At 39.2% G+C, this 26021-nt stretch carries 19 protein-coding genes and 1 riboswitch; of the genes, 3 read left to right on the top strand and 16 right to left on the bottom strand.

Going from position 1 to position 26021, the window contains the following annotated elements:
• Positions 1-125 precede the first annotated feature (125 nt).
• From BK579_RS04030 to BK579_RS03965, 13 genes are all read right to left on the bottom strand, one after another.
• Positions 126-2252, bottom strand: a complete 2127-nt coding sequence (locus tag BK579_RS04030; RefSeq protein WP_078543702.1) for an N-acetylmuramoyl-L-alanine amidase — start codon at positions 2250-2252, stop codon at positions 126-128.
• A 713-nt stretch (positions 2253-2965) separates the two neighbouring features.
• Positions 2966-3988: a dTDP-glucose 4,6-dehydratase gene (gene rfbB, locus BK579_RS04020; RefSeq protein WP_078543698.1), complete on the bottom strand. Its 1023-nt coding sequence runs from the start codon at positions 3986-3988 to the stop codon at positions 2966-2968.
• Entirely contained in the window at positions 3988-4842 is an 855-nt protein-coding gene (rfbD, locus tag BK579_RS04015; protein WP_078543696.1) for a dTDP-4-dehydrorhamnose reductase, read from the bottom strand. The genes rfbB and rfbD overlap by 1 nt, the downstream gene beginning before the upstream one ends.
• Positions 4839-5405, bottom strand: coding sequence for a dTDP-4-dehydrorhamnose 3,5-epimerase (gene rfbC / locus BK579_RS04010; protein WP_078543694.1), 567 nt, complete (start codon positions 5403-5405; stop codon positions 4839-4841). Before rfbC ends, rfbD begins: the two co-directional genes overlap by 4 nt.
• Positions 5406-5644: 239 nt before the next feature.
• Positions 5645-6523, bottom strand: a complete 879-nt coding sequence (gene rfbA, locus BK579_RS04005) for a glucose-1-phosphate thymidylyltransferase RfbA (protein ID WP_078543692.1) — start codon at positions 6521-6523, stop codon at positions 5645-5647.
• Between the two features lie 1389 nt (positions 6524-7912).
• Positions 7913-8875 carry a transketolase family protein gene (locus BK579_RS04000; RefSeq protein ID WP_078543690.1) on the bottom strand — a complete coding sequence of 321 codons (963 nt, stop codon included), beginning with the start codon at positions 8873-8875 and terminating at the stop codon, positions 7913-7915.
• Entirely contained in the window at positions 8872-9711 is an 840-nt protein-coding gene (locus BK579_RS03995; RefSeq protein WP_078543688.1) for a transketolase, read from the bottom strand. The genes BK579_RS04000 and BK579_RS03995 overlap by 4 nt, the downstream gene beginning before the upstream one ends.
• Before the next feature lie 68 nt (positions 9712-9779).
• Positions 9780-11144: a PTS ascorbate transporter subunit IIC gene (locus BK579_RS03990; RefSeq protein WP_078543686.1), complete on the bottom strand. Its 1365-nt coding sequence runs from the start codon at positions 11142-11144 to the stop codon at positions 9780-9782.
• A gap of 45 nt (positions 11145-11189) precedes the next feature.
• Entirely contained in the window at positions 11190-11474 is a 285-nt protein-coding gene (locus tag BK579_RS03985) for a PTS sugar transporter subunit IIB (protein ID WP_078543684.1), read from the bottom strand.
• A gap of 18 nt (positions 11475-11492) precedes the next feature.
• Positions 11493-13547, bottom strand: coding sequence for a BglG family transcription antiterminator (locus BK579_RS03980; protein WP_078543682.1), 2055 nt, complete (start codon positions 13545-13547; stop codon positions 11493-11495).
• A gap of 239 nt (positions 13548-13786) precedes the next feature.
• On the bottom strand, positions 13787-14551 hold the full coding sequence (locus tag BK579_RS03975) for a tyrosine-protein phosphatase (RefSeq protein ID WP_078543681.1): 765 nt from the start codon (positions 14549-14551) through the stop codon (positions 13787-13789).
• A gap of 299 nt (positions 14552-14850) precedes the next feature.
• Positions 14851-15615 carry a transposase gene (locus BK579_RS03970; RefSeq protein WP_235848334.1) on the bottom strand — a complete coding sequence of 255 codons (765 nt, stop codon included), beginning with the start codon at positions 15613-15615 and terminating at the stop codon, positions 14851-14853.
• A 374-nt stretch (positions 15616-15989) separates the two neighbouring features.
• Entirely contained in the window at positions 15990-17357 is a 1368-nt protein-coding gene (locus tag BK579_RS03965) for a tetratricopeptide repeat protein (protein WP_078543677.1), read from the bottom strand.
• Between the two features lie 420 nt (positions 17358-17777).
• Positions 17778-17876, top strand: a riboswitch (TPP riboswitch).
• A 169-nt stretch (positions 17877-18045) separates the two neighbouring features.
• On the opposite strand from BK579_RS03965, the gene BK579_RS03960 reads away from it, so the two are divergent.
• The 3 genes from BK579_RS03960 (at position 18046) to BK579_RS03950 (ending at position 21981) form a co-directional block, all read left to right on the top strand.
• Entirely contained in the window at positions 18046-19320 is a 1275-nt protein-coding gene (locus BK579_RS03960) for an acetylornithine deacetylase (protein WP_078543675.1), read from the top strand.
• 16 nt (positions 19321-19336) lie between these two features.
• Complete coding sequence (gene tenA / locus BK579_RS03955) at positions 19337-20005, top strand: thiaminase II (protein ID WP_078543674.1); 669 nt, start codon at positions 19337-19339, stop codon at positions 20003-20005.
• Positions 20006-20532: 527 nt separating this feature from the next.
• Positions 20533-21981, top strand: a complete 1449-nt coding sequence (locus BK579_RS03950; RefSeq protein ID WP_204524671.1) for an amidase family protein — start codon at positions 20533-20535, stop codon at positions 21979-21981.
• A 170-nt stretch (positions 21982-22151) separates the two neighbouring features.
• Here BK579_RS03950 and BK579_RS03945 read toward each other — a convergent pair whose 3' ends face one another.
• From BK579_RS03945 to BK579_RS03935, 3 genes are all read right to left on the bottom strand, one after another.
• Complete coding sequence (locus BK579_RS03945; protein ID WP_139365036.1) at positions 22152-25160, bottom strand: DEAD/DEAH box helicase; 3009 nt, start codon at positions 25158-25160, stop codon at positions 22152-22154.
• Positions 25161-25220: 60 nt separating this feature from the next.
• Positions 25221-25415 carry a hypothetical protein gene (locus tag BK579_RS03940; RefSeq protein WP_078543671.1) on the bottom strand — a complete coding sequence of 65 codons (195 nt, stop codon included), beginning with the start codon at positions 25413-25415 and terminating at the stop codon, positions 25221-25223.
• A gap of 65 nt (positions 25416-25480) precedes the next feature.
• The gene (locus BK579_RS03935) at positions 25481-25672 is read right to left on the bottom strand and encodes a hypothetical protein (RefSeq protein ID WP_078543670.1); all 192 of its coding nucleotides are present in this window, start codon (positions 25670-25672) and stop codon (positions 25481-25483) included.
• Positions 25673-26021 lie beyond the last annotated feature (349 nt).

Genomic DNA, 26021 nt, shown 5'->3' with positions numbered 1-26021 from the left:
TTTCACTTGATGTTATGGTTATCATTTAGGAAGAAAAGATACCACTCTACCAAGTTCATAGTGACTATAAGAGACCTTTACAAGCAACAAAGTTTACGAAAACAGCCTTTTACAAAAAATGTCTATTAATATGTTTTAATATATTCAATAATCCCATCAGCAATGGCTTTGGCTAATTGGTTTTGATATGAATCTGTTGTGATTTTCTTTAGTTCACTCGAATTGTTCAAATAACCAAGTTCCAATAAAGTAGCTGGCATTTTGACTTCACGTGTAACGGAATACGATTCTCCCTCCACACCCCGGTCTGTTGCGCCAGTATAACTCACCATATTTTCATGGATGAAGTTAGAAAGTGTAATACTCTTAGAAATCCGCTCAGGATCATCATGCATATCAGCATTTATTTTTGAAGGATAATCTTTCTCAACTTCATAATAATAAGTCTCAATTCCTTGAATCATCGTTGTTCCATATCCTGATGAGTTATGGTGAATACTTATGAAGATGTCAGCTCCCGCTTCATTTGCCATGATGGAACGATTCAGTAATTCAACATACGTATCACCTTGACGTGACATCTTTACTCTAATGCCTTGATTTTGTAATAGAGTTTGAACCTTTTTCGCTACTTTTAGATTTAAATCGGCTTCACGATATCCGCCAACAGTGGCACCTGGATCCCGACCACCATGCCCTGGATCTAAAAAGACAAGGATTGGTTCCTGAACTTTATAAGCATCATTCTCACTAACAGATATCCCTAGGCCCTTTGGCACTAATTTAATTTCAATCGCTTCTAAGCGCTTTGAAAGACCTGCGGTACCAGCATTCATACCATTTTTGGCCCATCCTAACCAGCCAAAGGTTTGGGCATGAACCCGATAATATACGTCATAATATTGGGCAATCTCACCGGTCAGATTTATTTTAATCGCTTCTAAACGTTTGCTCTGACCTGATGTGCCTGATAACTCCCCATTTGATACAGGGTTTAGCCAACCAAAGCTTTGAACATGGGTCGAATAACTAATACCCCCACTTATACTAGTATCGGGCAAGTTAATTTTAATCGCTTCTAAGCGCTTTGATTGACCACTTGTTCCACTCATTGCACCATTTGTCACATGATCCAACCATCCAAACGTTTGCACATGTGTTGTATATGATACAGATTGTTTCTTTATAAACGCTGTTTTCGTAGAAATGGGAGCTTGTCCGCCTTTTTCAACAAGAACGATTTCAATAGCTTCTAATCGTCTTGACAACCCTTCCGTCCCAGCCGTTTCTCCGTTTTTTGCCCATCCTAACCAGCCAAAGGTTTGTGCATGAACTCGATAATACACATCAAAGTATTCTGAGATTTCACCAGTTAAATCGACTGTAATTGCTTCTAACCGTTTACTTTGGCCTGATGTACCAGATAATTCACCATTTGATACCGGATCCATCCAACCATAACTTTGCACATGGGTAGAATAAGTAATATTCCCACTATACAAATTAGAGAGCTCTATTTTAATAGCTTCCAACCGTTTTGATTCACCACTTGTTCCACTCATCGCACCATCTGAAACAGATGGCTTCCAACCGTAAGTTTGCACATGTGTTGTATATGAAACAGATGGCTTTATTAAAAATGATAAATCAGTCGGACCAGGAGCTTGTCCATCTTTTTCAACTAAAACAATCTCTACGGCTCCCAATGCTTTAGAAAACCCATCAGTACCCGCAGGCTCTCCATTTTTAGCCCAATCTAGCCAACCATAATTTTGAGCATGGACACGATAATACACATCATAATACGTGGACATTTCTCCAGTTAAGTTAAGTTGAATCGCTTCAACGAGAGTACTTTCTCCAACTGGTCCACTAGTTTCTCCATCAGCAGCAAGATCCAACCAAACCTTATTCACAAAAGTTTGATAAGAAATTCCGCCTTGATATGGAGCATTTTCTAAAGAAACTTGTAGTCCCTCTATTTGTTGACCATGTCCTTCAGTCCCTGCCGTTTGGCCATTAGAAACGACATCGAGCCAGCCATCCTCCTGAACGAATACCGAATAGTTAACAGACATCTTTTCTTCCTCTATCACCGGAGGAATTTCCTCACTTTCAACAACTGGAGAAACATCACTAGGTTCCTCAACTTCAGTCGTTGTCAGTGCTAATTCATTCGCACTAATCACTTTTGACGGTAAAATAAAACTGATCAAAAGCAACATAATAATTAATAACCTGATTCTTCCCATCGTACTAATCTCCCTATTAATCTAATTGAAAAATTTTTTCATTATATTAGTCTAGCATAAAATGAACAAAAAAATCAGATATAAATTAGCCAGTTTTTACTAGCTTTTAAAATAGTTAGATATACTAGATTCCCCTTTGGTCATTAACAATGTCCCTAAGGAGCAAAGCAATTAAAAATTCATCTTGAAAAATACTACGTGTAGCAAGGTTCCATTCGCTGCGATCCACTCTCGGGATACCACCACCGTTGCGGTCCGGGAGCCTCCTCGTCGCAATTTGGCTTCTGCTGGGTCCCCCGAGACTCTTGTTAAATGGCTGTGTCCTATCTTGTTGATTTGATTTCACTGTGGTTGAGAATTTAAGCGGAAAAATTCCGCTTATATTGGGAAATATCAACATTTCCCTAAGAATAACCGGAGTTTTTCCGCTTATATGAACCTAATCTTTAGATTCAGTTATATATTAGAGACGTTAACCGGAATATCTCCGGTTATATCTGCCCTTTAAGCCCATACTAGATACATTAACCGGAATTTCTCCGTCTAGAATTCCTATTCCTACGCCAAAAATCAACAAAAATCCAATACGAAAAACACCACAGTATCAACACCTGTGGCATTCCAGAATTTTACAAGTAAAACGTAGCCATGGTTGTTTCTTATCTTTCACAAATAAAGAGCCATTCTTTTAACAAATGGCTCTTTTCTACAACTTATTTCAAAGTATATTGCTTATCGAAGTAATTTTGGTATTCCCCACTAATAATCTGTTCCCACCAGTCCTTGTTATCAAGGTACCACTGAATCGTTTGGGCAATACCTGTTTCAAAGTTATACGTTGGCTTCCAGCCTAGATTTTCTAATTTTGTTGGATCAATCGCATAACGCTTATCATGTCCTAAACGATCCGTTACAAACTCAATTAAATCCTCTGACTTGCCAAGCGTACTGATGATTGTTTTAACCACTTCAAGGTTTGTACGTTCATTATGTCCACCAACGTTATAAACCTCACCATTTGCACCTTCATGCATAACTAAGTCAATCGCAGAACAATGGTCAAGTACATGTAACCAGTCACGAATGTTTTTACCGTCACCATAAACAGGTACCTTTTGCTCATTCAATACACGAGAAATCGTTAATGGAATCAACTTCTCTGGGAAATGATATGGTCCATAGTTATTTGAACAACGAGTAATATTCACAGGCAAACCAAATGTTTCGTGATATGCACGTACTAACAAATCCGAAGATGCTTTACTTGCACTATAAGGACTATTTGGTTGAAGTGGTGTTTCTTCCGTAAAAAATGTCGTTGGATCAAAATCCAATTCTCCATACACTTCATCAGTTGATACATGAACAAATTTCTTCACACCGATCTGCTTTGCTGCGTCTAAAAGCACCTGAGTACCAAGTACATTTGTGACCACAAAAATTTCCGGCTCAGTTATTGAACGGTCCACATGGCTTTCCGCTGCAAAATGAATCACATAATCAAATTTCTTTTCTTCAAAATGAGAAAATATCTCTTCACGATTCGCAATGTCCGCCTTTATAAAGTGATAGTTATCCTTTTTCTCAATTCCAGTATGCTTCGTAATGTCACCCGCATATGTTAATAAATCTAAATTATAAATATCATAATTCGGATATTTGTCCACCATATATTGAACAAAGTTTCCTCCAATGAATCCAGCTCCACCAGTTACTAAAACCTTTTCTCTTGTCATCATTTCACCTCTAAAGATAATTCATTCATATAATGTTTTAATGCTTCTTGCCACGTTGGTAATGGACTAAAACCAGCATCAACTAGCTTTTGCTTTGACATGCGTGAATTCTTTGGTCGAACCGCGCGTGTTGGATACTCTTCAGTCGTGATTGCAGAAACCTTGACATCTTTTTCAGCCACCTTAAAGATTTCCCTAGCGAATTCCGCCCAGCTACAAAAGCCTTCATTTGATGCATGATACGTGCCATATTTTTCACTTTCAATCATATCTAGCAATAGTCTCGCCAAATCAAACGTATATGTAGGAGATCCATATTGATCACCGACCACATTCAACTCTTGTCGCGTTTCCGCTAATCGAAGCATCGTTTTGACAAAGTTATTTCCATTTAATCCAAACACCCAAGAAATTCGAACAATAAAATGATCAGCAAGCAGCGATTGAACACGCTTTTCACCTTCAAGCTTTGTTAACCCATAATACCCAACCGGATTCGTCGAGTCGGTTTCAAGAAAAGGCTCCTCACCTTGTCCATCAAATACATAATCTGTGCTAATATACATGAATTTAGCGCCAACCGTTTTTGCAGCTTCAGCAATGTAGCTTGTCCCATTCACATTCACGTTCCAGCATGCTTCACGATCATCTTCCGCTTTATCAACGGCCGTATATGCAGCACTATGGATAATCGCGTCAGGCTGTAACGTTTCCACATATTCCTTTACAGCTTGCTGATTGGTAAGATCCAAATCGGCAGATCCCACTCCATGCATCTCATAGCCGCGACGTTCGCCGGCCTTCACCACATCATAGCCAAGCTGACCTGTATAACCAGTTACTAAGATCTTCATGCTTTTTCACCATATTGAAAATTCACTTCGGCATCCTTTAAGAAAGGCGCTTTTTCATCTTTTCCTGATAACACTGGAGTGATATCCATTGGCCATTCAATCCCGATATCTGGATCGTTCCAAATGATTCCGCGGTCACAATCTGGTGCATAGAGCTCGTCCACCTTATATTGAACCTCAACATCATCTGTTAATGTCATAAATCCATGAGCAAAGCCTTTCGGAACTAATAATTGCTTCTTATTTTCTGCAGATAATTCAATTCCATACCACTGACCATACGTCGGGCTTCCTTTTCGAATATCCACGGCCACGTCAAAAATAGATCCTTTTGTACAGCGAACTAATTTTGTTTGTGCCTTCGGATTCAACTGATAATGAAGACCACGTAAGGTCCCTTTTGTCGCTGAAAACGATTGATTATCTTGAACAAAGTTTAAATCGATTCCAGCTTCTTTAAATTTCGAATCACTGTACGTTTCCATAAACCATCCACGATGGTCACCAAACACACTCGGTTCGATTACTAATACACCTTCGATATGAGTTTTTACAACTTGCACAATATCACCTTTTTTCTATTAATACTTTGCTACTTCCGTATTTGCATGAAAGTCTGTCCTGAAAATCACTAGTTTGGAAAGTTCCAATCGCTGCGATCCACCTGCTTTCCGCGGGGCGGACCTTGAGCCTCCTCATCGCTTTCTGAGCTCCTGCGGGGTCTCACGAGGCCGCTAGATCCCGCAGGGGTCAGGTGGCTCTCAGCTCATTCCACAAGCAAGACTCTTTTCAGAAAAGTTTCCTAATATTTTATTTCACCATTAGCTACTTTTAATAAATACTGTCCATACCCAGATTTCGAGAACAATTCGCCAGATTTTAACAGCTGTTCCTTCTCAATCCAACCATTGATGAAAGCAATCTCCTCTGGTGCAGCAATTTTCACACCTTGATGCTCTTCAACGGTTCGAACGAAATTACTCGCAGCGAATAAGCTTTCATGTGTACCTGTATCAAGCCATGTAAAGCCACGACCCAGTAACTCTACCTCTAATTGTCCTGCCTGAAGATACGCTTCATTCACTGATGTGATCTCTAACTCACCACGCGCAGACGGCTTCACATTTTTGGCAATCTCAACCACTCGATTATCGTAAAAGTAAAGACCTGTCACCGCATAATTAGACTTCGGTACTTCTGGCTTTTCTTCAACACTTAATACTCTTCCGTCCTGATCAAATTCAACCACACCAAAGCGCTCAGGATCATTCACATGATACCCAAACACAGTCGCACCGGTTTCCTTTTGTGCTGCTCGTTGAAGGATCTTTCTCATACCACTGCCGTAATAAATGTTATCACCTAAAATCATCGCAACAGAATCATTCCCAATGAACTCATCCCCGATAATAAATGCTTGAGCTAACCCATCTGGACTTGGCTGAATTTTATATTGAAGAGAAATCCCAAACTGTGAACCATCACCAAGCAATGCTTCAAATCGAGGTGTATCCTCTGGAGTCGAAATGATTAAAATCTCACGAATACCCGCAAGCATCAATGTAGATAAAGGATAATAAATCATCGGCTTATCATAAATCGGTAATAACTGCTTACTCGTAACCATCGTAAGTGGATAAAGCCTTGTTCCACTTCCACCTGCTAAAATAATACCTTTCATCATATGTACCTCAATTCCATAATTAGAATGCAATACTGCTATTGTTCAACACAAACACTCTCACGTCAAGTATCAAAAGTAAATTATAACCATTATTATACCTAATAACCCAAAAATTATCGAAGCAGTGGGACGGTTCTCATGCTTCCTTTTCGCCGGGGAAGCGCTGGGGCGGTTCTCACGCTTCTTTTTCGCCGGGGAAGCGCGGGGCGGTTCTCACGCTTCTTTTTTGATATTCCCAACAATCATGTTTTATCAAGTTTGTGTGCTTTACCCTTCCACACTAGTGACAAACTTCTACAAAAACCAAGAAAATAATCTCCCATCAATTATTGTCACATTCCTTTAAACAATTGTACAAGAACAACCATGCCCATTTCCGCATCTCAATCAAACGTTTGTTTTAAAGCCAAAGGTCACCTCACCCTCGAATCATGGTGTATTTCGACAAAATACCCTCTCTTTTTTGGATTGCTCCGATTATTTTATAAAGTGAATTCAAACCAAATACCCTGCCCCCCTCTGTAAGTAGTTCGGATGAGATGGAGAAAACGTTAATCAGCAGGTTAATTAGCAATTGTTTTAGAAATCTAATTAGCAATACAAATAACAATACAAGAAAAGGACAAGATAAAGAAAATCTGATCCGTTTGCTTTGAATTTATAAACTTTTTTCGAAAAAAACCACTGTTTAAAATTGAACTCTATCTACATTTTATTTCTTGTGATGTGGTTTACCAGACGCATCTAAATGAGGTTCTAACAAAATAAGTACCCGCCTTCACCTACTTTCTTTAAATAAAATGGCATGTCCTTACTAGCAATAAATAAATAAGAGGAGATTTTTCCGTTAATTGCATATTAGAGCTATTTTTAGGTAAAATAGAGGGAGTTTTTGCCCTTATATAAAGCAAAATTACCTATTTTTAAGTATTACTAGTCAATAAGAGAAATTTCTCCCTCTATTTAAGTTATTATCAATGCTATTTATGAATTAAGGGGAATTTCTCCCTCTATTTCTATTTACTGTGCAGTATATGTCTTCTACGTATCTCCGACTTGCTTATTCCACATAACTGATCTTAGTTGTATAAGCTTATCGTAAATAATTAAAGTGAATCAGTATTATAAATATTTTTTAACAAACCAATTAGGCCCTTTTTGCAGACGGTACATAAATTAATGTGCACCTGCTATATTCTTTGTTAATTAGTGTGCCAATCCTCTGCTAAGACCTCAAAACTCCCTATAAAACGTTGATATATCAACAAAAAAAGAGATGCGAATGAGCGTGCTTATTCCATCTCTAAAAGGCGTGTTATTTCGTATTTTCTCCCTCTCTAGCGAACGGGTTACAACTCTCCGCTACAAGGTATTGCTACTAATCACTCACCCTTCAACCCTACACTTCACCACCTCCACAATATCACTAGCCCTCAACTTATAAAACTTCTTCAAATACTCCGTCACCCCAACCTGCCCAAACTGCTCTCTCACACCAATTCGGTACATCGGTGTTGGACAATGCTCTCCTAACACCTCTGCCACCGCACTTCCTAGTCCACCAATCACATTATGATTTTCTGCCGTGATCACGAGTCCTGTCTTCTCCGCATATTTGACGACTAATTCTTGGTCAATCGGCTTAATTGTAAACATATCAATCACTGCAGCAGAGATCCCCTCTTTTTCAAGCAACTCAGCCGCAGCTAATGACTCCGCAACCATGATTCCACTCGCAATCAACGTGACATCATTACCCTCACGCAACACTTTTCCTTTCCCCGCTTCAAAAGTCTCTCCCTCATGATAGAGCTTCATCGCTTTTTTCCGGACTGTCCTGATATAGTGAATGCCTCTTTCTTTTTCAATACTTCTTAATAAATACCCCAACATCGTCGAGTCACTTGCCTCAAACACCGTCGCCCCTGGAATTAACCGAACAAGCCCCAGGTCCTCAAACGCCATATGTGTTCCACCATTATGCTCTGCAGTCACTCCTGAATCAGATCCAACGATTTTCAAGTTACATCGTGCATATGCCCCTGACACAAACAACTGATCAAACGCTCTTCTTGTCGCAAATTGAGCAAACGTGTGAATATATGGGATCTTCCCTGTGATCGATAACCCTGCGGCCACCCCCATCATATTCGCTTCCATAATTCCGCAATTGATGATTTGTTCCGGTATCTCCTTGATAATTTTATTGGTCGAAATCGCACTCATTAAATCCGCTTCAAGCGCAATCACCTCAGGATTCTTTTTCGCAAGAGCTAAGATTGTGGAAGCATACATTTGGCGCATTTCAATATTCTCTAACTCATACAACTTCGACGACGCTTCGATCATGATTGCTCCACCCTCTCCACTCGTCTTTCAAGCTCCGAAATCATTTCCAAAATCGCTGCTTCATCCTCTGCGTTTGGTCGAACATGATGATTATCCGCTTTTTGCTCTAAAAAGGGCACACCTTGTCCCTTTATCGTATCAAGCACAATTCCAATAGGCATTCCCTGTGACTCCACTTTCCCTCGCCCAATAGCTGCCTCAATTTCCTCCAATGAACTGCCATCGACCTTCATCGTATAAAATCCAAACGCTCTCAGCTTTTCCTCAAAATCGAGCGGATCAATAATATCCTTTGTCGGACCATCTAACTGCTTTTTATTATCATCAATAAACACAACCAATCGATTCAGCTTATGATGGGCGGCAAACTGGAATGCTTCCCAGCACTGGCCCTCATTTAACTCACCATCACCAACCACACAATACGTGTAATTTTTTCTTGCCGACAATTTATGAGAAAGTGCTACTCCAACTGCTACCGAAATTCCTTGCCCTAGTGACCCCGTCGTCATATCCACTCCACGCGTTAAATTCCGATCTGGATGTGATGGCAACGACGTTCCGTTTTTATTCAACGTATACAGCTCTTTTTCTGGAAAATACCCTTTCAGCGCAAGTGTCGCATACAGCGCTGGTCCCCCATGCCCTTTGGAGAGAATAAAATAGTCCCGTCCCTCCCAATCAGGTTCCGCCGGATTCAATTTCATCACCTTTCCATATAAAACGGCCAACACCTCAACAATTGATAAACTCCCGCCATAGTGCCCAAATCCGAGATGATGCAGCTCTTTTAACGTCAAAAGTCGAATAGAATCTCGAAATCTTGCAAGCTCCATACTGTAACCTCCTTTCTGGTAAAACAAGTGGGAAAACTTGATCAGCTTTCCCACCTACTTTTTAACAACTAAGCACTCATACCCGTTTTCTTATCCTTCTTAAAGAACCCTGGCAGAATCGCTAACAATGTTCCAACAATCACCACAATCCAGACACCTGTTGCTCCGAACCAGTTTACTAGATTTCCAAGGATAATTCCGGTAGCACCAAAGTCGCTATCAGAGAATGTTGTGTTCGCAAATCCTAAGTCCCCTAGAACTGGCATTAAGAATACTGGAATGAAGGTAATCAGCAATCCATTCACGAAAGAACCAATCGTTGCCCCGCGTACCCCACCTGTTGCATTACCGAATACTCCCGCCGTTGCTCCAGTGAAGAAGTGCGGAACCACTCCTGGTAAAATAATGATCGCGCCCGCCCAACCAAGGATGAACATCCCAACAATTCCACCTAAGAAACTACAGAAGAAACCGATTAACACCGCATTTGGTGCATATGGGAATACAATTGGGCAATCCAATGCCGGCTTCGAATTTGGCACCAAGCGATTTGAAATTCCTTTAAACGCCGGTACAATTTCAGCTAAAACCAAGCGAACCCCTGCTAAAATCACAAACACACCAGCCGCAAAAGTAACCGCTTGCAATAATGCGAATACAAGAAAATGAGTACCACCACTTAACTCTGCTTCTACAAAATCTGCCCCTGCAAAAAGAGCGATAATCACATAGATAATCGACATCGTTAACGCAATCGTTACTGAGCTATCACGTAAAAACCCAAGTCCTTTTGGAAACTTAATATCCTCCGTTGACTTCGAGCCTTTTCCAACTGCTTTCCCTACTAACCCAGATAATGCATAACCAATTGTTGAAAAATGCCCAAATCCAACATTGTCATGTCCGGTTATTTTTCGCATAAAAGGCTGTGCCATAGCTGGAAAAATCGCCATTGTAAACCCTAGAACAATTGATCCAAGAATAACAAGAGAGACGCCTGAAAACCCTGCAACGACCAGGATAACAGCAATCATACAAGCCATATAAAGAGTATGATGTCCAGTTAAAAAGATATATTTAAAGCGAGTCAAGCGTGCGATCACGATGTTGGCGAACATCCCAAAAAACATAATAAGTGCAGTTGCAGTACCATATTTCGTTAATGCCATCGCCACAATCGCTTCATTATTAGGAACAACCCCACTCACATTAAAGGCCACCTCAAACATCTTTCCAAACGGTTCAAGTGAGCCAACAAGAATTCCGGCACCAGCTGCGATCACGATGAAGCCGAGGAAGGATTTCGTTGTACCTTTGATAATATCACTCCACACTTTTTTCTGAAGAACAAGACCAATAAAAGAGATTAATGCAATTAACACCGCAGGCTGACTTAAGATGTCCATCATTAACTTTAGGAATCTTTCACCCATATTCAAATACCTCCCTTATAATAGGTGTTACATTGTTCATGAATCTTATGACAAATAGCCTTTTTCTTGTAAAACTGCCTTCAACTTCTCCCGCAATTCATCCATATCGATAATGCTCTCAAGCACGACCATTTCTCCTAAATGTGACGCCCCTTCAGCAATATCCTTTGCCGTAAAAAAGACATCAGCCATATCAGGCGTTGCTGACCCTAAATCGGAGTGCTCGACTTCCACTCCAGTGACACCTAACTCCTTTAAAATATCCTCAATATTCATTTCAAGCATAAAACTACTTCCTAATCCTGAACCACACACCGCTAAAATTTTCACCAATAATCCCTCCTTATCTTATTTTGAATACTCCTGAATTAATTGAAGAACTTCTTCGGTAGAATGACTTTGCTTAATCGTTTCTAAATTGTTTTTATCACTTAATAACTTTGTCAGCTGAGATAGTGCCGTTAAATGGGTTGAGTGGTCGACTGCCGCAATACAAAACAACAGCTTCACTGCATTTTTTTCTTCCCCTAAAAAATAGACCGGCTCCTCGAGCTTTAAGAAGCTCATCCCAACCTGATTGACTCCCTTCTCAGGCCGTGCATGAGGAATCGCTACTTCGGGTCCAATAATCATATAAGGCCCCAGTTCCTTTACATTCTCTATAATCGCCTCCACATATGTCTCTTCAATGACCCCTTTCACACGTAATGGCTGTGCAGCCAGTTGGATTGCCTCCTCCCAGCTCGCTAGACCCTGAGCGAATTGGATCGTCTCCTCTGTTAGTAACTCATTCAACATAGGTTGCTTCCTCCTGCAATTAACCTTTTTCAAAATCGTAAGCTCATTCAATGCTTTCTTCAATCCCGCTTCATCTTTGATCTCCACATAGTTTTCAATCAATCTTAAAAACTGATGTGCAGAAACATCATGATGCTTCACATGAAAAAATTGTCCATACACTTCATTGACAAGTGTGTTTTTTTCAGAGGGTGTCATAATTGGTTTGACAAGAAAGTAAGGATAATGCTGCTTTAAAGGCACAGTTGAAAAAATCACATCATATTGCCCCACATATTCCTTCTCGAACTCACTTAATGATAGCGTTTTCATAATTGTGATTTCAGAAAATAACGCTTCTAACTGACATTTCACCATGAGTGAAGAGCTTATACCACTTGGACAAACGATAATCGCGGTTTTACGCTCTGTGTTTTGTTGTTTCGGTTTTTCCAGCAATGCACCAAAATGGATCGTGATAAAACCTATTTCCTCCTCCGGAATCGAAATATTTAGCAGCGTTTCAACCGGTAATAATAGCTTTTTGACAATTGTATAAAGCTCATGATGCTCGGTTTGAATTTGCTTCAATAAAGGATTACTGATCGGAATCCGATATTTCATTCGAAAATAGGCAGGCTTCACATGTTGAAACAAGGTTTCCACTACATCTGCTTTATTTTCAAATGTCACACATGCCATCGATTCAAAGTCAACTACGATTTTTTTACACAACTCAAACACCAAATCTCGATCACCATGCTGAAAGGCTAAATTCCCACGAGATAGGCCCAACAGCTGGATGATGATATAACAAAGCTCTGACACATCTTTCTTCAGATCTAACAAAGCGAAAAGCTTCTCGACAGGTTCTTTCATCTTATTATGGATGAGCACCTCCAACTCATCATGGTGAAGCCGGACCATCTTCCCTTGCTGCTGCCTGTAAAAATAAAACACTAAAAAATAAGTGAAATCTCGTAATCTTTCTTCCACAAAATGCAGTTCAAAGTCCCTCTCAACAGTCTGTAATACTGTCTTCATTTTAGAAAAACAATTCTCTGAATTCCCTTTTTTCAGGACATGCTCAAGCAATTCGTGACCATAAGGCTTCTTCAAAAGTTGGGATATATGCTGCAGCACCACCACCCTTTTATCAAACTCAGATCCTTTTAAGTGATAACCACGTTCTCTCGAGTAATCCACTCTTACCACGGCAGAAGCCAGCTTTTCATTCAGCTTTTTGACATCAGATACGACCGTGTTTTTACTGACTTTTAATAAGTCAGTCAAATGGGCTGAAGAAATTTGCTCTAACCTAATAAATAGAAATAAATAAATGAGATAAATACGTTCTTCATCTGAAACAATGAAATGATGCTGTTTAACTGCCTTTTTTTCTTTTAATAAATACTGATTCACAGCATCTGGAACCGAAATCCACTGGGTACGCTTATACATGATTGGGGGCAATTTTTCCGTTTGAAGCCAGTAATTAATCTTCTCAAGATCATAGGAAATTTGCCGCTTACTTAGTTGGGTTTGATCAATTAGCTGGTTCATTGTGACCTGCTTACTTTGAGTAAGAAGGTTCAACAACACAGCCGGTCTTTCTTCTCTAATCATCAACTGTCCCTCCTGATAACATCATATAATGAAATGTCAGAAAATTTTCGTTCGATTGAGAACAATAAATGTCAGTTGAAAGTGACAAAATTGGGATGATGGGAATGGGATGGGATATTGGTTTTTACTAGTATATTAGGGAGGTGATGATAACAAGCTTGTTTTCTATTAATAATTTAATAAAGAGGAATGCCCGCACTAAAAAACACCACACTATATGTGGTGTTAAGAGATCGTTATTAAAATATGCCCAAAAACTTCTTCCGCTTCACCTGAACAGGAATATCTCGATAGATTGTTTTTCCTTCTACTAATACCTCAGCATTATCCTGGAATAAATAAACCATATCGATTCCGTATTCCTTTTCAATTTTCTCATAAGCTTCTCTTAAAAGGAATGTGCGGCCTTTCAGATTATGTGCATCAGATGCGATGAAGTGAGCTTGATTTGCTTCAATCAGTTGCAGCGAGAATTTTTGAATTTTTTTACCAAAATGACCTGTCACACTTGAGGCAGTTACCTGTGTGCTTGCACCACTTTCAACGAGCTTGTATAACACATCTGGGTTTTCGATAATTTCCTGATTTCGTTCTGGATGAACAATAATCGGTTGAAGCCCTTGTAATTGAAGATCAAATAAAAGTTGCTTCGTATAGCGCGGCACATGGTTGGATGGCAGTTCCACAAACAGATATTTATGGGTATTATTCAACGTCAATAGTTCACTCTGCTCATAACCAACAGCCATATCACCATAAATTCGAGGCTCTTGGCCAGGTAAAATCTTTAAATCTATATTTTCTTTCTTAATCAGTTCATTTAACTCATCAACCCGGTCAAAAATAGTATTTCTCGCATTGCTGTACTTACTATTATGATGCGGGGTCGCGATAATCGTTCGAATTCCTTCATTGGACGCATGCTTCATCATCTCAAGCGCAGCAACCATACTTTGTGGACCATCATCTACTCCAGGTAGGATATGGCAATGGATATCTATCATCTTTAAATCCTATCCCTTCTACTATTCAATTTCATACATAGTACCCATTATAAAACAAAACCAACCTATTAATCTATTCCTTTTTGTTGGAAGCAGGGGGACGGTTCTCGCGCTTCCTTTTCTGGGGGGAGCAACGGGCGGTTCTCGTGCTTCCTTTTCTGGGGGGAGCAACGGGACGGTTCTCGTGCTTCCTTTTCTGGGGTGGAGCAATGGGACGGTACTTATATTTCCTAGCTAAGAAAGTGCAAAAAGAAGAAGCATGAGAACCGGCCCCTGCGCTCCCACCCACTCTCTCATTCTCACGCCTTAAAAACCAAACTCGGCGAGACCCCAAATATTCTTGCAACCTGCCGATGTGATAATCCTTCAATTCTTTTCACTCTTCGCAAATGTTCATTTCTTTGTACCCTAGGCAAGCTCTTTACTTTCGCTATCTCAACCTGACCGAGCACCCTTTTAATAATCGGCCGAGCCTCCTCATCTGATAGTCTACTACTTCTAGTAACTTCTTCGTCTAAACCAACATCGGTATTTTTTCTTTCATTAAATTCTTTAAATCTCTCAACCGCAACTTGTTTATCTGACGAGAATAGTTCAAATACTGATTGACTATCAAGTAATTTCATCGGATGGTGCGTCGTTCCCCCATAATATTCGTGACAGCTACTCCATCTCCATTCGTTAACTCTATTCACCATTCCCGCCTTCACTGGATTTTGATGAATATATCGAATCACCGTTAGTAAATAACTTCTTTCCTCTACATTTTCACTTTTAAAACGGTCTTGAAATAGATGACCTGTTGTCATGTACTTGAAATTATACCCTTGCACAAAACTTACACCAATCCGCTTCATCGTCACTGAAATCTCTTCTTCGCCCTCTTTTAAAAGAAGGTGAACATGATTACTCATTAAGCACCATGCATATATATAAATCCCTGAAATACCCTTATACCTTTCAACCGTACGAAGAAAATTAAGACGATCTTCATCATCATGAAAAATCTCCTGTTTATTCGCACCTCTCAACATAATGTGATAAATTCCACTTCTACTTTTCACCCTTGCAACTCGGGGCAACTCGATCACTCTCACTTTCAGATATAGATAACCTATTTAACACGCTATGAATAAATGGAAACAGTAAAGGATGAAACTTGGGTTTAACGCAACAAATTGAATCTTAAAAAGGAAGAATGGAAAAGGCAATCTTACTTGAAGGAATTAAGGAGATTAAATTTAAAAGGAGTACCCACTGAAGAAACATGGCACGATGCATGAGATTATTACCTACCACTAATTATAAATCATATACTAAAAGCTAGACATGCTCAGCAAAATAATTATGACAAATTCATGAAAAGAGAAGCATGAGAACCGTCCCACTGCTCCCGGGAATTCAAAAAAGAAGCACGAGAACCGTCCCCGTGCTTCCCCTAAGCATGTTTTTGCATGCTTAGGAATACTTGTTGGTAGTCTTTGGATTCGTTAGTCATGCCCAGTTCTTTGTATAGTTTGGATAGCCATTTAACGGGGAGTGGATCGGTGGAGTTGAGTTCCATTTCCCAGCTGAAGCATTCGATCGCTTTTTCGTACTGCTGGAGTTCATGGTAATACTCCCCTAGTAAAAATTGCTTGTCTGGGTCATCCTGCATGATAGCCATTTTTTCAATTGTAGACAAAATCGGAAGTGAAAGTTGACCTATTTTTAATGGATGTAACCACTGATTCACATAGCCAATATGATGTTTTTTCAATAGCGTCATTACACATTGTCGCAGAATCTGTTCTAACGTTTGACGCTCAGATTTGAATAGGGTAACTAAGTGTAAGCAGGTATACTCTGATACAAGTACATCATCAGATAAGAGATAATCCTTCAATTTCTCTTTTTGGATGAAACTTAGTCCGATTGAATAATTGCTAATGAGAGCAAACACTTGTTGATAATCTTTACGTTCAAGTAATAGATCTATCAAATCCTGCTGAAGCTGTGGGAAAGGTGTGTTTTTTTGTAAAAACAGTAAAGTGTTAACATAGTCGATTTGACTTAAGTATGATCGGATTAGTGTGGTGAGTGTTTGATAGGTTTCCACAGTGGGTGAAGTAGTAAAGTCTTCAAACCTTAGTGCAAGTAGGTCAAGACTTCGGCTTTTGCTTTTAAAAATAGTAGACAGAACGGTCTCCTTGTGGCGATTAGGATAACTTTTAAGCTCTGCAAACAGCGGATCTATTTTAAGAAGAGTCTCATAGCTTTGGCTATACTGTTTATCATATTTTTGGTATTCAATTCGATTGGCGGTTTCTCTTGCCCAGACACATTGGTTCATGAGCTTTGCAATTTGAAGGATTTGATAGGCATTCAACAGTTGACCATTTCGTCTGTACTCGAAAAACTGTTTTTCAATGACCTTTTGAAGTGATTCGGGTTTAATGAAGTCGTTAAAAAATGAAAGGATAAGTGCAATTTCTTGTGGAGTTTTTTGTTGTTCAAGTTTATCAAGTAACTGTTTCAAACTTATAATGGGGAGCGTTTGATTGGATGGAAAAAGTTGATCAATCATAGGATGTGGGGCATCGAATGTGATTCCATGTTTCATCGCAGTTTCAAAAAAGCAGCCAGGCTTCACTTTGGTAGCACGTTTACCAGTCAGAAACTCATTTTTATAAAAGTACAAATAAAACACCTGGTTGTCCTCAAACCCTCTACACTCAACCACTTTACCTTGAGCATAAAAAGCCACTCTGTTCACTTCCAGCAAAACCTCTACGTTTTTCTCAACAATTCGAACATGATTACTCATATCACAATCGCCTCCTATACCACCATTATAACACACTGGCGGAAGCAAGGGGACGGTTCTTGCGCTTCCTTGCTGAAACAAGAAAGAAACCTACTCTACTCAATATGATTTCAATTTTTAATTGCTTATGATTATGAAATTCTAGGGGATTGAGATCTCGGCCATGATCAAAGGGGAGGAACGAGATCCCAAGGTACTTTCGATAAGAGGGGTAGTCTTACCATTTTTAATTCTACATGATAATGATTATCAATGTCAATAGTCTTTTTTTCCGGAGCACCGGGACGGTTCTCGTGCTCCCAAAATAAGGAGTGACGATGAAGTATCAACTGCTAAACTCCAAAAAAGAAGCACGAGAACCGTCCCCTTGCTTCCTTGAATCTTTTGTGGTTAAAATAGGGTATGACTAATTTTATACATTTTTTTCACTAGGGGTGCTTTTGCTGAGAGAGACGTGTGTCTTAACCCTTTTAACCTGCTCTAGATAATACTAGCGAAGGGAAGTGGCAACAAGTAATTTGGGGTAATTTTTGTTATCCTGTTCTCACTTGAATGTAACCACTTTCTTAATAGAATGTGGTTTTTTTATTATATTTTTTTAATAGAAAAGCTCGATCTCGTCAAGAGCATTAAGGTGCTAGTCGCAATGATCTCAACCTATTAATCCTATATTGGAGGAAGTTATTTTATGGATGCTAGATTAGCTAATTTATTAAATCAAGTCGACCAACGTCAAGATGAGCTCATCTCATTAGTCGAAACTCTGATTAGTTTTGAAACACCTGCCCCACCGGCACGAAATACAGAGGATGCACAGCAGTTTGTTGCTTCGTTTCTTGAGGAAAAAGGTTTTTCGGTTGATAAGTGGGATGTGTATCCGGGTGACCCGAATGTTGTTGGTATTTTAAAAGGGACAGATTCTTCTTCACATAAAAGTTTGATCGTTAATGGCCATGTTGATGTCGCTGAGATAAGCCCGGGTGAAGACTGGGAAACAGGACCTTTTTTACCAGTAGTAAAAGATGGATATCTGTTGGGGCGTGGAGCAAGTGATATGAAAGGCGGCCTCGGTGGGGCTTTGTTTGCGATTCAACTTTTACGGGAAGCCGGATTGGATCTTGGCGGTGACTTGATTTTTCAATCAGTCATTGGCGAAGAAGTTGGTGAAGCTGGGACACTAGAATGCTGCAAGCGCGGCTATACAGCTGACTTTGCTGTTGTAGTCGATACGAGTGATTTACATATTCAAGGTCAAGGCGGCGTCATTACAGGTTGGATTACAGTTAAAAGTAAGCAGACATTTCATGATGCAACGAGGAAACGAATGATTCATGCGGGTGGAAAATTACTCGGTGCAAGTGCGATTGAAAAAATGATGAAAATTGTTCAAGGGTTACAAGAATTAGAACGCCATTGGGCAGTGATGAAAAGCTATCCAGGTTATGAACCAGGTACGAATACGATTAATCCTGCTGTGATTGAAGGTGGTCGTCACGCTGCTTTTATTGCCGATGAATGTCGCTTGTGGATTACGGTCCATTTTTACCCAAATGAAACGTATGAACAGGTCGCAAAAGAAATAGAAGAGCACATCTCTCGGATTGCTGAAGCTGACATTTGGTTAAGAGAAAACCCTCCTCTATTTGAATGGGGTGGAACATCGATGATCGTTGACCGTGGCGAAGTGTTTCCGTCACTTGAGGTTGATGCAAATCATCCAGCTGTACACACATTAATGGCCTCTCATGAACAGGTACTCCATAAGCAAGCAGTGGTTGGTGTATCCCCCACCGTCACAGATGGAGGTTGGTTTGGAGATGCTGGCATTCCAGCTGCTATTTATGGACCTGGAAACTTAGAAAACGCACATGCAGTAAATGAAAAGGTCTCAATTGAACAGTTAACTCACTTTACAAAGGTGATGATAGAGTTTATTTATTCATGGTGTAATACAAAAAAATAACACGGAGGAATGTAAAATGACGTTTACAGAACGGCTTTTAGAGAAGTTAGAACCAGTTTGGAAAGCAAATCACAGCCACCCTTTTGTGGTCGGAATGGGTAACGGAACACTAGACAAGGAATCATTTCGCTTTTACATGATTCAAGACTATTTATATTTAATAGATTACGCAAAGCTTTTTGCATTAGGGGCTATAAAAGCCAATGACTTAGCAACAATGGGCAAGTTTGCTGCTCTGTTAAACTCAACGTTAAATGAAGAAATGGAATTACATCGGCAATATGCGAAGAAGTTTGATATTACGGTTGAAGAGCTAGAAAGCGCAGACCCTTCGCCTATTACACTAGCATACTCTCACTATATGCTACATGTTGCGCAAAATGGAGCACTTGCTGAGTTAGTAGCAGCATTATTACCATGCATGTGGAGTTATTGGGAAATCGGCAAGGAATTAAATGAAATCCCTGGAGCTTCTGACCATGAGTTTTACGGAGAATGGATCAGCATGTATGCCTCAGACGAATTCGGTTCATTAGCGCAGTGGTGCATCAGCCTCATGGACGAATTAGCAGCAGGCAAATCAGAACAAGAACTAGCTAAGCTCGAGGAAATCTTCCTCAACACAACCCGCTATGAATACATGTTCTGGGACATGGCCTACAACAAACAAATGTGGCCGAAGTGAAGCAGTGGGAAGCAGTGGGACGGTTCTCACGCTTCGTTTTGGCGAAAAGCACGGCCGGGACGGTTCTCACGCTTCGTTTTGGCGGGGGAAGCACGGGGACGGTTCTCACGCTTCGTTTTGGCGGGAAGCACAGCCGGGGACGTACCGTGCTTCGCTTCGTTCGGGCAGAAAGCGCCAGGACGGTTCTTTGGTCAGGAAGCGTTGGGAATGATCTCCAGCAACGTTTGGGTAATACATGAGACTTAATTCAGCAAAACAATAATATAGAAATCCCCACCCTATGCAGCAAACTACGACACCAGGGATTTCTCTATATGGGATAAATACAAAATACTAATGAAGCTGTTCCAATCCATAAAAAACAAGTTCCCCACTCTCCTCTCTACTCGACTCTTTCACCAGACTAACTTATACTAAATAAATAGAATATTGTCTCAACTCAAACAAAACAAAACACAAAAAAGAAGCATGAGAACCGTCCCCATGCTCCCATGCTCACACCCATGCTCACAAGGAGGTCGAACATTATGTTTAAGCTAGAAGAAGCCACGATTACCGAGTTACAAGATGCGATGGAACAAGGAAAAGTCACTTCAAAACAACTTGTCCAAATGTATTTAGAGCGAATCCAACAATATGATTCGATCCTCAATGCACTTACTATCATTAACCCAAACGCACTGGAAACAGCTGCTGCTTTGGATGACGAGCGAGCAACAAAAGGACCCCGCGGACTTTTGCACGGGATCCCTGTGATTGTGAAGGATAATTACGATACATATGATATGCCAACCACTGCAGGCTCGAAGTCACTAGAGGGCTCGATTCCACCGGATGATGCCTTTCAGGTAGCAAAGCTACGTGAAGCAGGTGCTGTAATTATTGCGAAATCGAATATGGCTGAGTTTGCATTCAGTCCAAATGAAACGGTGAGCTCCATCGGGGGCACAACTGTAAATCCATATGACATTGAAAGAGTTCCTGCTGGTTCAAGTGGTGGAACCGCTGCTGCGATTGCGGCTAACTTTGCTGTTGTTGGACTTGGGACTGATACTGGAAATTCAATCAGAGGACCTGGTTCACATACGAGTTTAGTAGGTATTCGATCAACGATGGGACTGACTAGCCGCGATGGGATTGTACCGATTATTTTAAGCAGAGATATCGGCGGACCGTTGGCAAGAACCGTTACTGATGCTGCAATTATTTTAGACACAATTGCCGGCTATGACCCGAAAGATCCTGTAACCGCAAAAAGTGTTGGACATATGCCCGATAGTTATCTGGATTTTTGCGACAAAAATGGTCTCAATGGCGCTCGAATTGGGGTCCTTCGTCAATATTTTCCTGACGAAGAAATTGATTCAGAGGTCAAACAGTTAATAGAGCAAGCGATCATTGATTTGAGAAACCAAGGTGCTATAATTGTTGATGATTTTAACATCCCTAACCTTGAACAGCTGTTTCAAAATGCAAATGGACCTTTTACTATGAAAACAGACATAAAAGCATACCTTGAAACCCTTGGCCCAAATGCTCCCGTTAAATCGTTAGACGAAATTATCGAATCAGGCAAATATCACCCTTCGATTGAAGAAGGAATGAAATATGCTCATGGAGTAAAACTTCCACCTGAAGATGACCCTGATTTCTATAAATCTGAGGTAAACCGTGAAGTCTATCGTTTATCAATTTTAAAAGCGATGGCCGACCAAGAAGTAGATGTGTTCATCTTCCCTACATGGAACTATCCCCCAAGAAAAATTGGAGATTGGGAAAGTCCACACGGGAATAACAGCTATCAAATGAGCCCACCTACTGGCTTCCCGGCGCTAACCGTGCCGATGGGATTCACTTACGGAAATCTCCCCGCTGGATTGCAGATGCTAGGAAGACCATTCAGTGAACCAACACTTATTAAATATGCTTATGCATATGAGCAAGCAACGAAACATCGTCGAGCACCGGAGTTGTAAGCAAATAGCCTTGTAGTGGATTGTGCACTCGCTACAAGGCTTTTAAGGTGATTTTTTTCTGTCAACTTGATTCTAAAATGACTTTGAACTTCCATTTGCCATCAACAAAATAACTAAATAAATACTTTACTACTAATAACATAATTAAAAAAGAAGCACGAGAACCGTCCCTATGCTTCCCCAGATTGAATGGTTAATCTTTCTGCAAAGTCGCTGTAATTTTTCTTTTTACTTAGTCGTTCAAAGTCTCCAATTAGATAGAATTCTAACTTCGCACGTGAAACGGCTACGTTAAGAAGGTTTGCCTTCTTGCAGGACCAATCTGCAGCTGAATCTGAATGATGATCTGTGCCTACCACAAAGTAGACAATATCGGCTTCTTTTCCCTGAAATGTATGAACTGTTCCAATTGACTTTTCAATCCATTTATTTAACTCTTTAGGCTCTATACCTGTTAACGCTGCACTCAATTCCACTTTCAACAACTGAATTAACTCTGTTTTCACCTTTGTAAAGGGTGTAATAATGTATATATTTGGCATTACACCCTTTGCAAGGTGTTTGAAGTGTAGTTTTATTTTCTCTAAAACAAACCTTCCTTGCTCCTCAACATAATGTTTATCTCTTGCTTTTCCAAAGCAGTTATACCAAATACCAATGCTTTTCTCACTGTCTTTTCCAAGTACCATATTATTGTCATAGGCTATTTTATTTGAAATTCCAAACATCGGGTTTGCACATCGACGATGCACCCAAAGTGGAATCCCTATACGCTTATCACGCTTTGTGATTGTACCTATTGGATTTGCTAAATCAGCTATCACTTGTACAGAAGAATTTAGATTTAGAAAGTGACTCTCAATATTAAATCTTGTTCGAACATCATTAAGTATAGTTTCATCTAACGTGACAACTGGCTCTATTTGAATCGGATCTCCTACAATTATAGCTTTTTTCGACCTCCACAAAGCTCCAGCTGCTTGTTGCGGGGTCGCCTGACCAGCTTCATCAATAAATAAATATGAGATAAAATCTTTATCTATACCCTTATACATTTGTGAAAAGCTTGCAAAGGTAGTACTAATAATTGGCGAGAAGAGGTGAATGACATTCCACATATTTTTAATTTCAGATGTTCCCTCACTTGTATTCATATCAACTATACTTCGATCTCCAAAAATAGTAAGGGATCGCTTTATAGCAGTTGCGTTATTTATAAGAAATAATTTGTGAAGCTTCATAGCCTTAATAAATAAGAGACCTCTTTTAAAATTTAAAGAATCCGTCTGCCAAATAACGTCTTTTTGGCGTTCTGCATACGCTTCCTTAGACAATGACCAATGTGAATGAGTAGACTGCTTTAACCGTTCTTTTTCAAACTTTTTTTGTAAAAAAAGATAATCTTGCTTTTCCTGTTTTAGTTGGTGATACTTATGATCAAGTTTGTGAAGTTTTCTTTGTAACGCTTTACATATAGCTTGTTTATTTTTCTCCTCTTGATAGAGATTTGATATCTCTGTTTTTATTTTTTCAACAATACTTATTGTTTGATTATTCCTTTTTGTTAAAAGCTGCAATATTGTTTGCTTAGGTTGTGATCTTAGTTTCAGCTTCTCATCATTAATTTTAGAATGAATAGCAGAAAGCTCATGCTCTATGTCCTTCAGTTGTTGTTTATATTTTTTTCTTTCAGTTAATATACTTGCTAACATTGCTTTGAAATGAGGTAAATCTTTTAGTTTATCAATATATAACTGTAAGATTTGCTTTTCTCGTTCTATTTCTTGTTTTAAACTTAAAAATTCCTTCACTGCCTCTTCCCATGAAGATGACTCTTGATTTTTTAATTCTTCAGCAAAGAGTTTCAACACTTTTTCAACTTTCATAACCTCAGCTACTTGTGTTTGATTACTTTTTTTACCGAGAGCTACTGAAATAGGCGCAAAAACATTTTCATTAGAGGTAGTAGCCTCCTTTATACCAAATACAAGTTCCTTTGAAAGCTCATGAAAGAATGCTAGGTCATCCAGTTCTTTTTTGTACATACGATCAAGAGGGCAATCAAGGTTTAAGTTTAACTCAGCTAATTTAGGTAAGTCCTTTGAGATATTCTCTACAGCCCCATTATTACTAGATGCTATAACCATTTTAAAACGGGTTAATGACTGAATTAACGATTGGTTATTTCCCATAAATCCTTCTTTAGGTTCTGAAAGACTCGCCATTTCTGACGCACGATCAACAATAATTTGTGCAAATATATCCTTAAGTAGAGTAGTCTTGCCTGTCCCAGGTGGACCATTCACAGAATTTATCTTCTCTTTTTCATTAATCACTTGGTTTACCGCTACTTGCTGCATTAAAGATAATCGGTACTGGTTTGTCGATGGCCAACGTCCCGTAGGTAAATTTCTCGGTTGTAGCCACTTTTCAATAGCAGAGCGATTTTCATTTATATCTACTGCTAACGGGCATCCTTCCAAAAACTGGCGAAGTGTTTCATTGGGTTTTTGTTCTATTATTCGTTCTAGATCCGATGTAAAAAAACTTGTCAGCTTCTTTGATTCTAGTTCCTCATTTTTCTCTAAAATGACTGTTTCAATAAAGTGTTCAGCATAATGAATATTCTTCTTCGATAGACGATAAAACGATTTATTATATTTATTAAGGAGCTTTTGAATTCCTTTCTCATTTACTTCCCCATCTAAAAAGGTGGATCTCGCAAACTCTTCCCAATCATTGAGAAGTAAAAGATGCTCTTCTGTGAAATGATCTGTTTTATATACACCATTATTTTTTAACTTTGTTATTAAAAGCTGTAGTGGAGGAATAAAAAGAGAGTCTTCGATATACTTCCCTTTTTCATTAACAGAAAAGGTCATACTATACTTTCTACTCCAATTTGGATTAACTACTTCATCACTGTTTTGAAAATGACTTCTAAGAAACGTAATTAAATTATGCTGGCGATAACAATCTAAATAATATCTAAATACTAGACGATCCTTTTCAGAGTTCATTAGTTTAACTTGATTCCAAATCTCATCTCCAAGATCTAATGTTTGAACTCGTGGTTGTTTGATTTTCAATCGTTTCCCAAAGCTATTTCCTGGTATTTTAGGCACTTCACCGGGGGTCAAATTCTCAACAAAATGCCAAGCATGTAGAATACGATTCATATTACCGCTCACTCACTTTCCCTTACAGTTTACTCTAATAGATTAATAATAAGTCATTAATTAATATAACCAAGAGTTAATCCCCAACACATCTAGCAAAACATAAAACAAAAACGCTGGTGGATAACTCACACAGGAATATGAGATAACATCTAGTGTTTTACTGTATGCTTCATTTGTGAATAAATCCCCAAAGTCATCATCATCATCATTATCATCTAGTTCTTCATGTTCATCATCTTCTAGTTTAAACAAGTCATAAAGTCTCCTTTTAATACTCCCTTCCGGTGGTGGCGGTAACGGGAGATCACTTTGTCTATTTACTTCTTCAATTTCAATGTGAGAGCTTTTATTAACTCAAGGTTATTAATAACTTTACCTTTTCCAGTGAAAAGTTCCTTTAATCCATCAACTTTTTCAGCTACTACTTGATGTTTCTTATATAAGATAAAAATCCCTATAAATTCAATGTAGAATAAACCTATTAGTACAATTGGGCTTAAAAAACTCATATTCTGATCATTCCTTGACTGTTTCTATGTTTCATTATTCATCTCCTAAATTATTAAATAATGTTTTTGCAATTCGATATGCTCAATTGCCTGTTGTTCATATCATACGAGCTGCCATAAATACGAACGAAAAATAGTGGAATCTCCTTATAACGAATTACTAATTAATAATATTATAACATATAGTGATATTTATTTAAATAATATATTATTAAAATATTACACAAAAAATTTATTTAGAAGAGTGTAGCCATCAATCAAATAAATAAAAATGATTAATCTGTAATTCCATGATAAAAAAACCCCCAATTTGGTACGAGTCCTAAAAGAAGCTCTACAATCCAAATTG

The sequence above is a fragment of the Litchfieldia alkalitelluris genome (assembly GCF_002019645.1).
Lineage (GTDB): Bacteria > Bacillota > Bacilli > Bacillales > Bacillaceae_L > Litchfieldia > Litchfieldia alkalitelluris.
Note: the sequence above shows the minus strand (reverse complement) of the source record. Positions and strands in the feature narration are given on the sequence as shown.

Coding starts and splice junctions, on each gene's coding strand:
- BK579_RS03990 (WP_078543686.1), bottom strand. CDS start 11,144: ATGGGTGAAAGATTCCTAAAGTTAATGATGGACATCTTAAGTCAGCCT.
- BK579_RS03945 (WP_139365036.1), bottom strand. CDS start 25,160: ATGAATCGTATTCTACATGCTTGGCATTTTGTTGAGAATTTGACCCCC.
- BK579_RS03975 (WP_078543681.1), bottom strand. CDS start 14,551: ATGATAGATATCCATTGCCATATCCTACCTGGAGTAGATGATGGTCCA.
- BK579_RS03980 (WP_078543682.1), bottom strand. CDS start 13,547: ATGATTAGAGAAGAAAGACCGGCTGTGTTGTTGAACCTTCTTACTCAA.
- rfbD (WP_078543696.1), bottom strand. CDS start 4,842: ATGAAGATCTTAGTAACTGGTTATACAGGTCAGCTTGGCTATGATGTG.
- tenA (WP_078543674.1), top strand. CDS start 19,337: ATGACGTTTACAGAACGGCTTTTAGAGAAGTTAGAACCAGTTTGGAAA.
- BK579_RS03965 (WP_078543677.1), bottom strand. CDS start 17,357: ATGAGTAATCATGTTCGAATTGTTGAGAAAAACGTAGAGGTTTTGCTG.
- BK579_RS03960 (WP_078543675.1), top strand. CDS start 18,046: ATGGATGCTAGATTAGCTAATTTATTAAATCAAGTCGACCAACGTCAA.
- BK579_RS04000 (WP_078543690.1), bottom strand. CDS start 8,875: ATGATCGAAGCGTCGTCGAAGTTGTATGAGTTAGAGAATATTGAAATG.
- BK579_RS04030 (WP_078543702.1), bottom strand. CDS start 2,252: ATGGGAAGAATCAGGTTATTAATTATTATGTTGCTTTTGATCAGTTTT.
- BK579_RS03950 (WP_204524671.1), top strand. CDS start 20,533: ATGTTTAAGCTAGAAGAAGCCACGATTACCGAGTTACAAGATGCGATG.
- BK579_RS03935 (WP_078543670.1), bottom strand. CDS start 25,672: ATGAGTTTTTTAAGCCCAATTGTACTAATAGGTTTATTCTACATTGAA.
- BK579_RS03995 (WP_078543688.1), bottom strand. CDS start 9,711: ATGGAGCTTGCAAGATTTCGAGATTCTATTCGACTTTTGACGTTAAAA.
- rfbA (WP_078543692.1), bottom strand. CDS start 6,523: ATGAAAGGTATTATTTTAGCAGGTGGAAGTGGAACAAGGCTTTATCCA.
- rfbB (WP_078543698.1), bottom strand. CDS start 3,988: ATGACAAGAGAAAAGGTTTTAGTAACTGGTGGAGCTGGATTCATTGGA.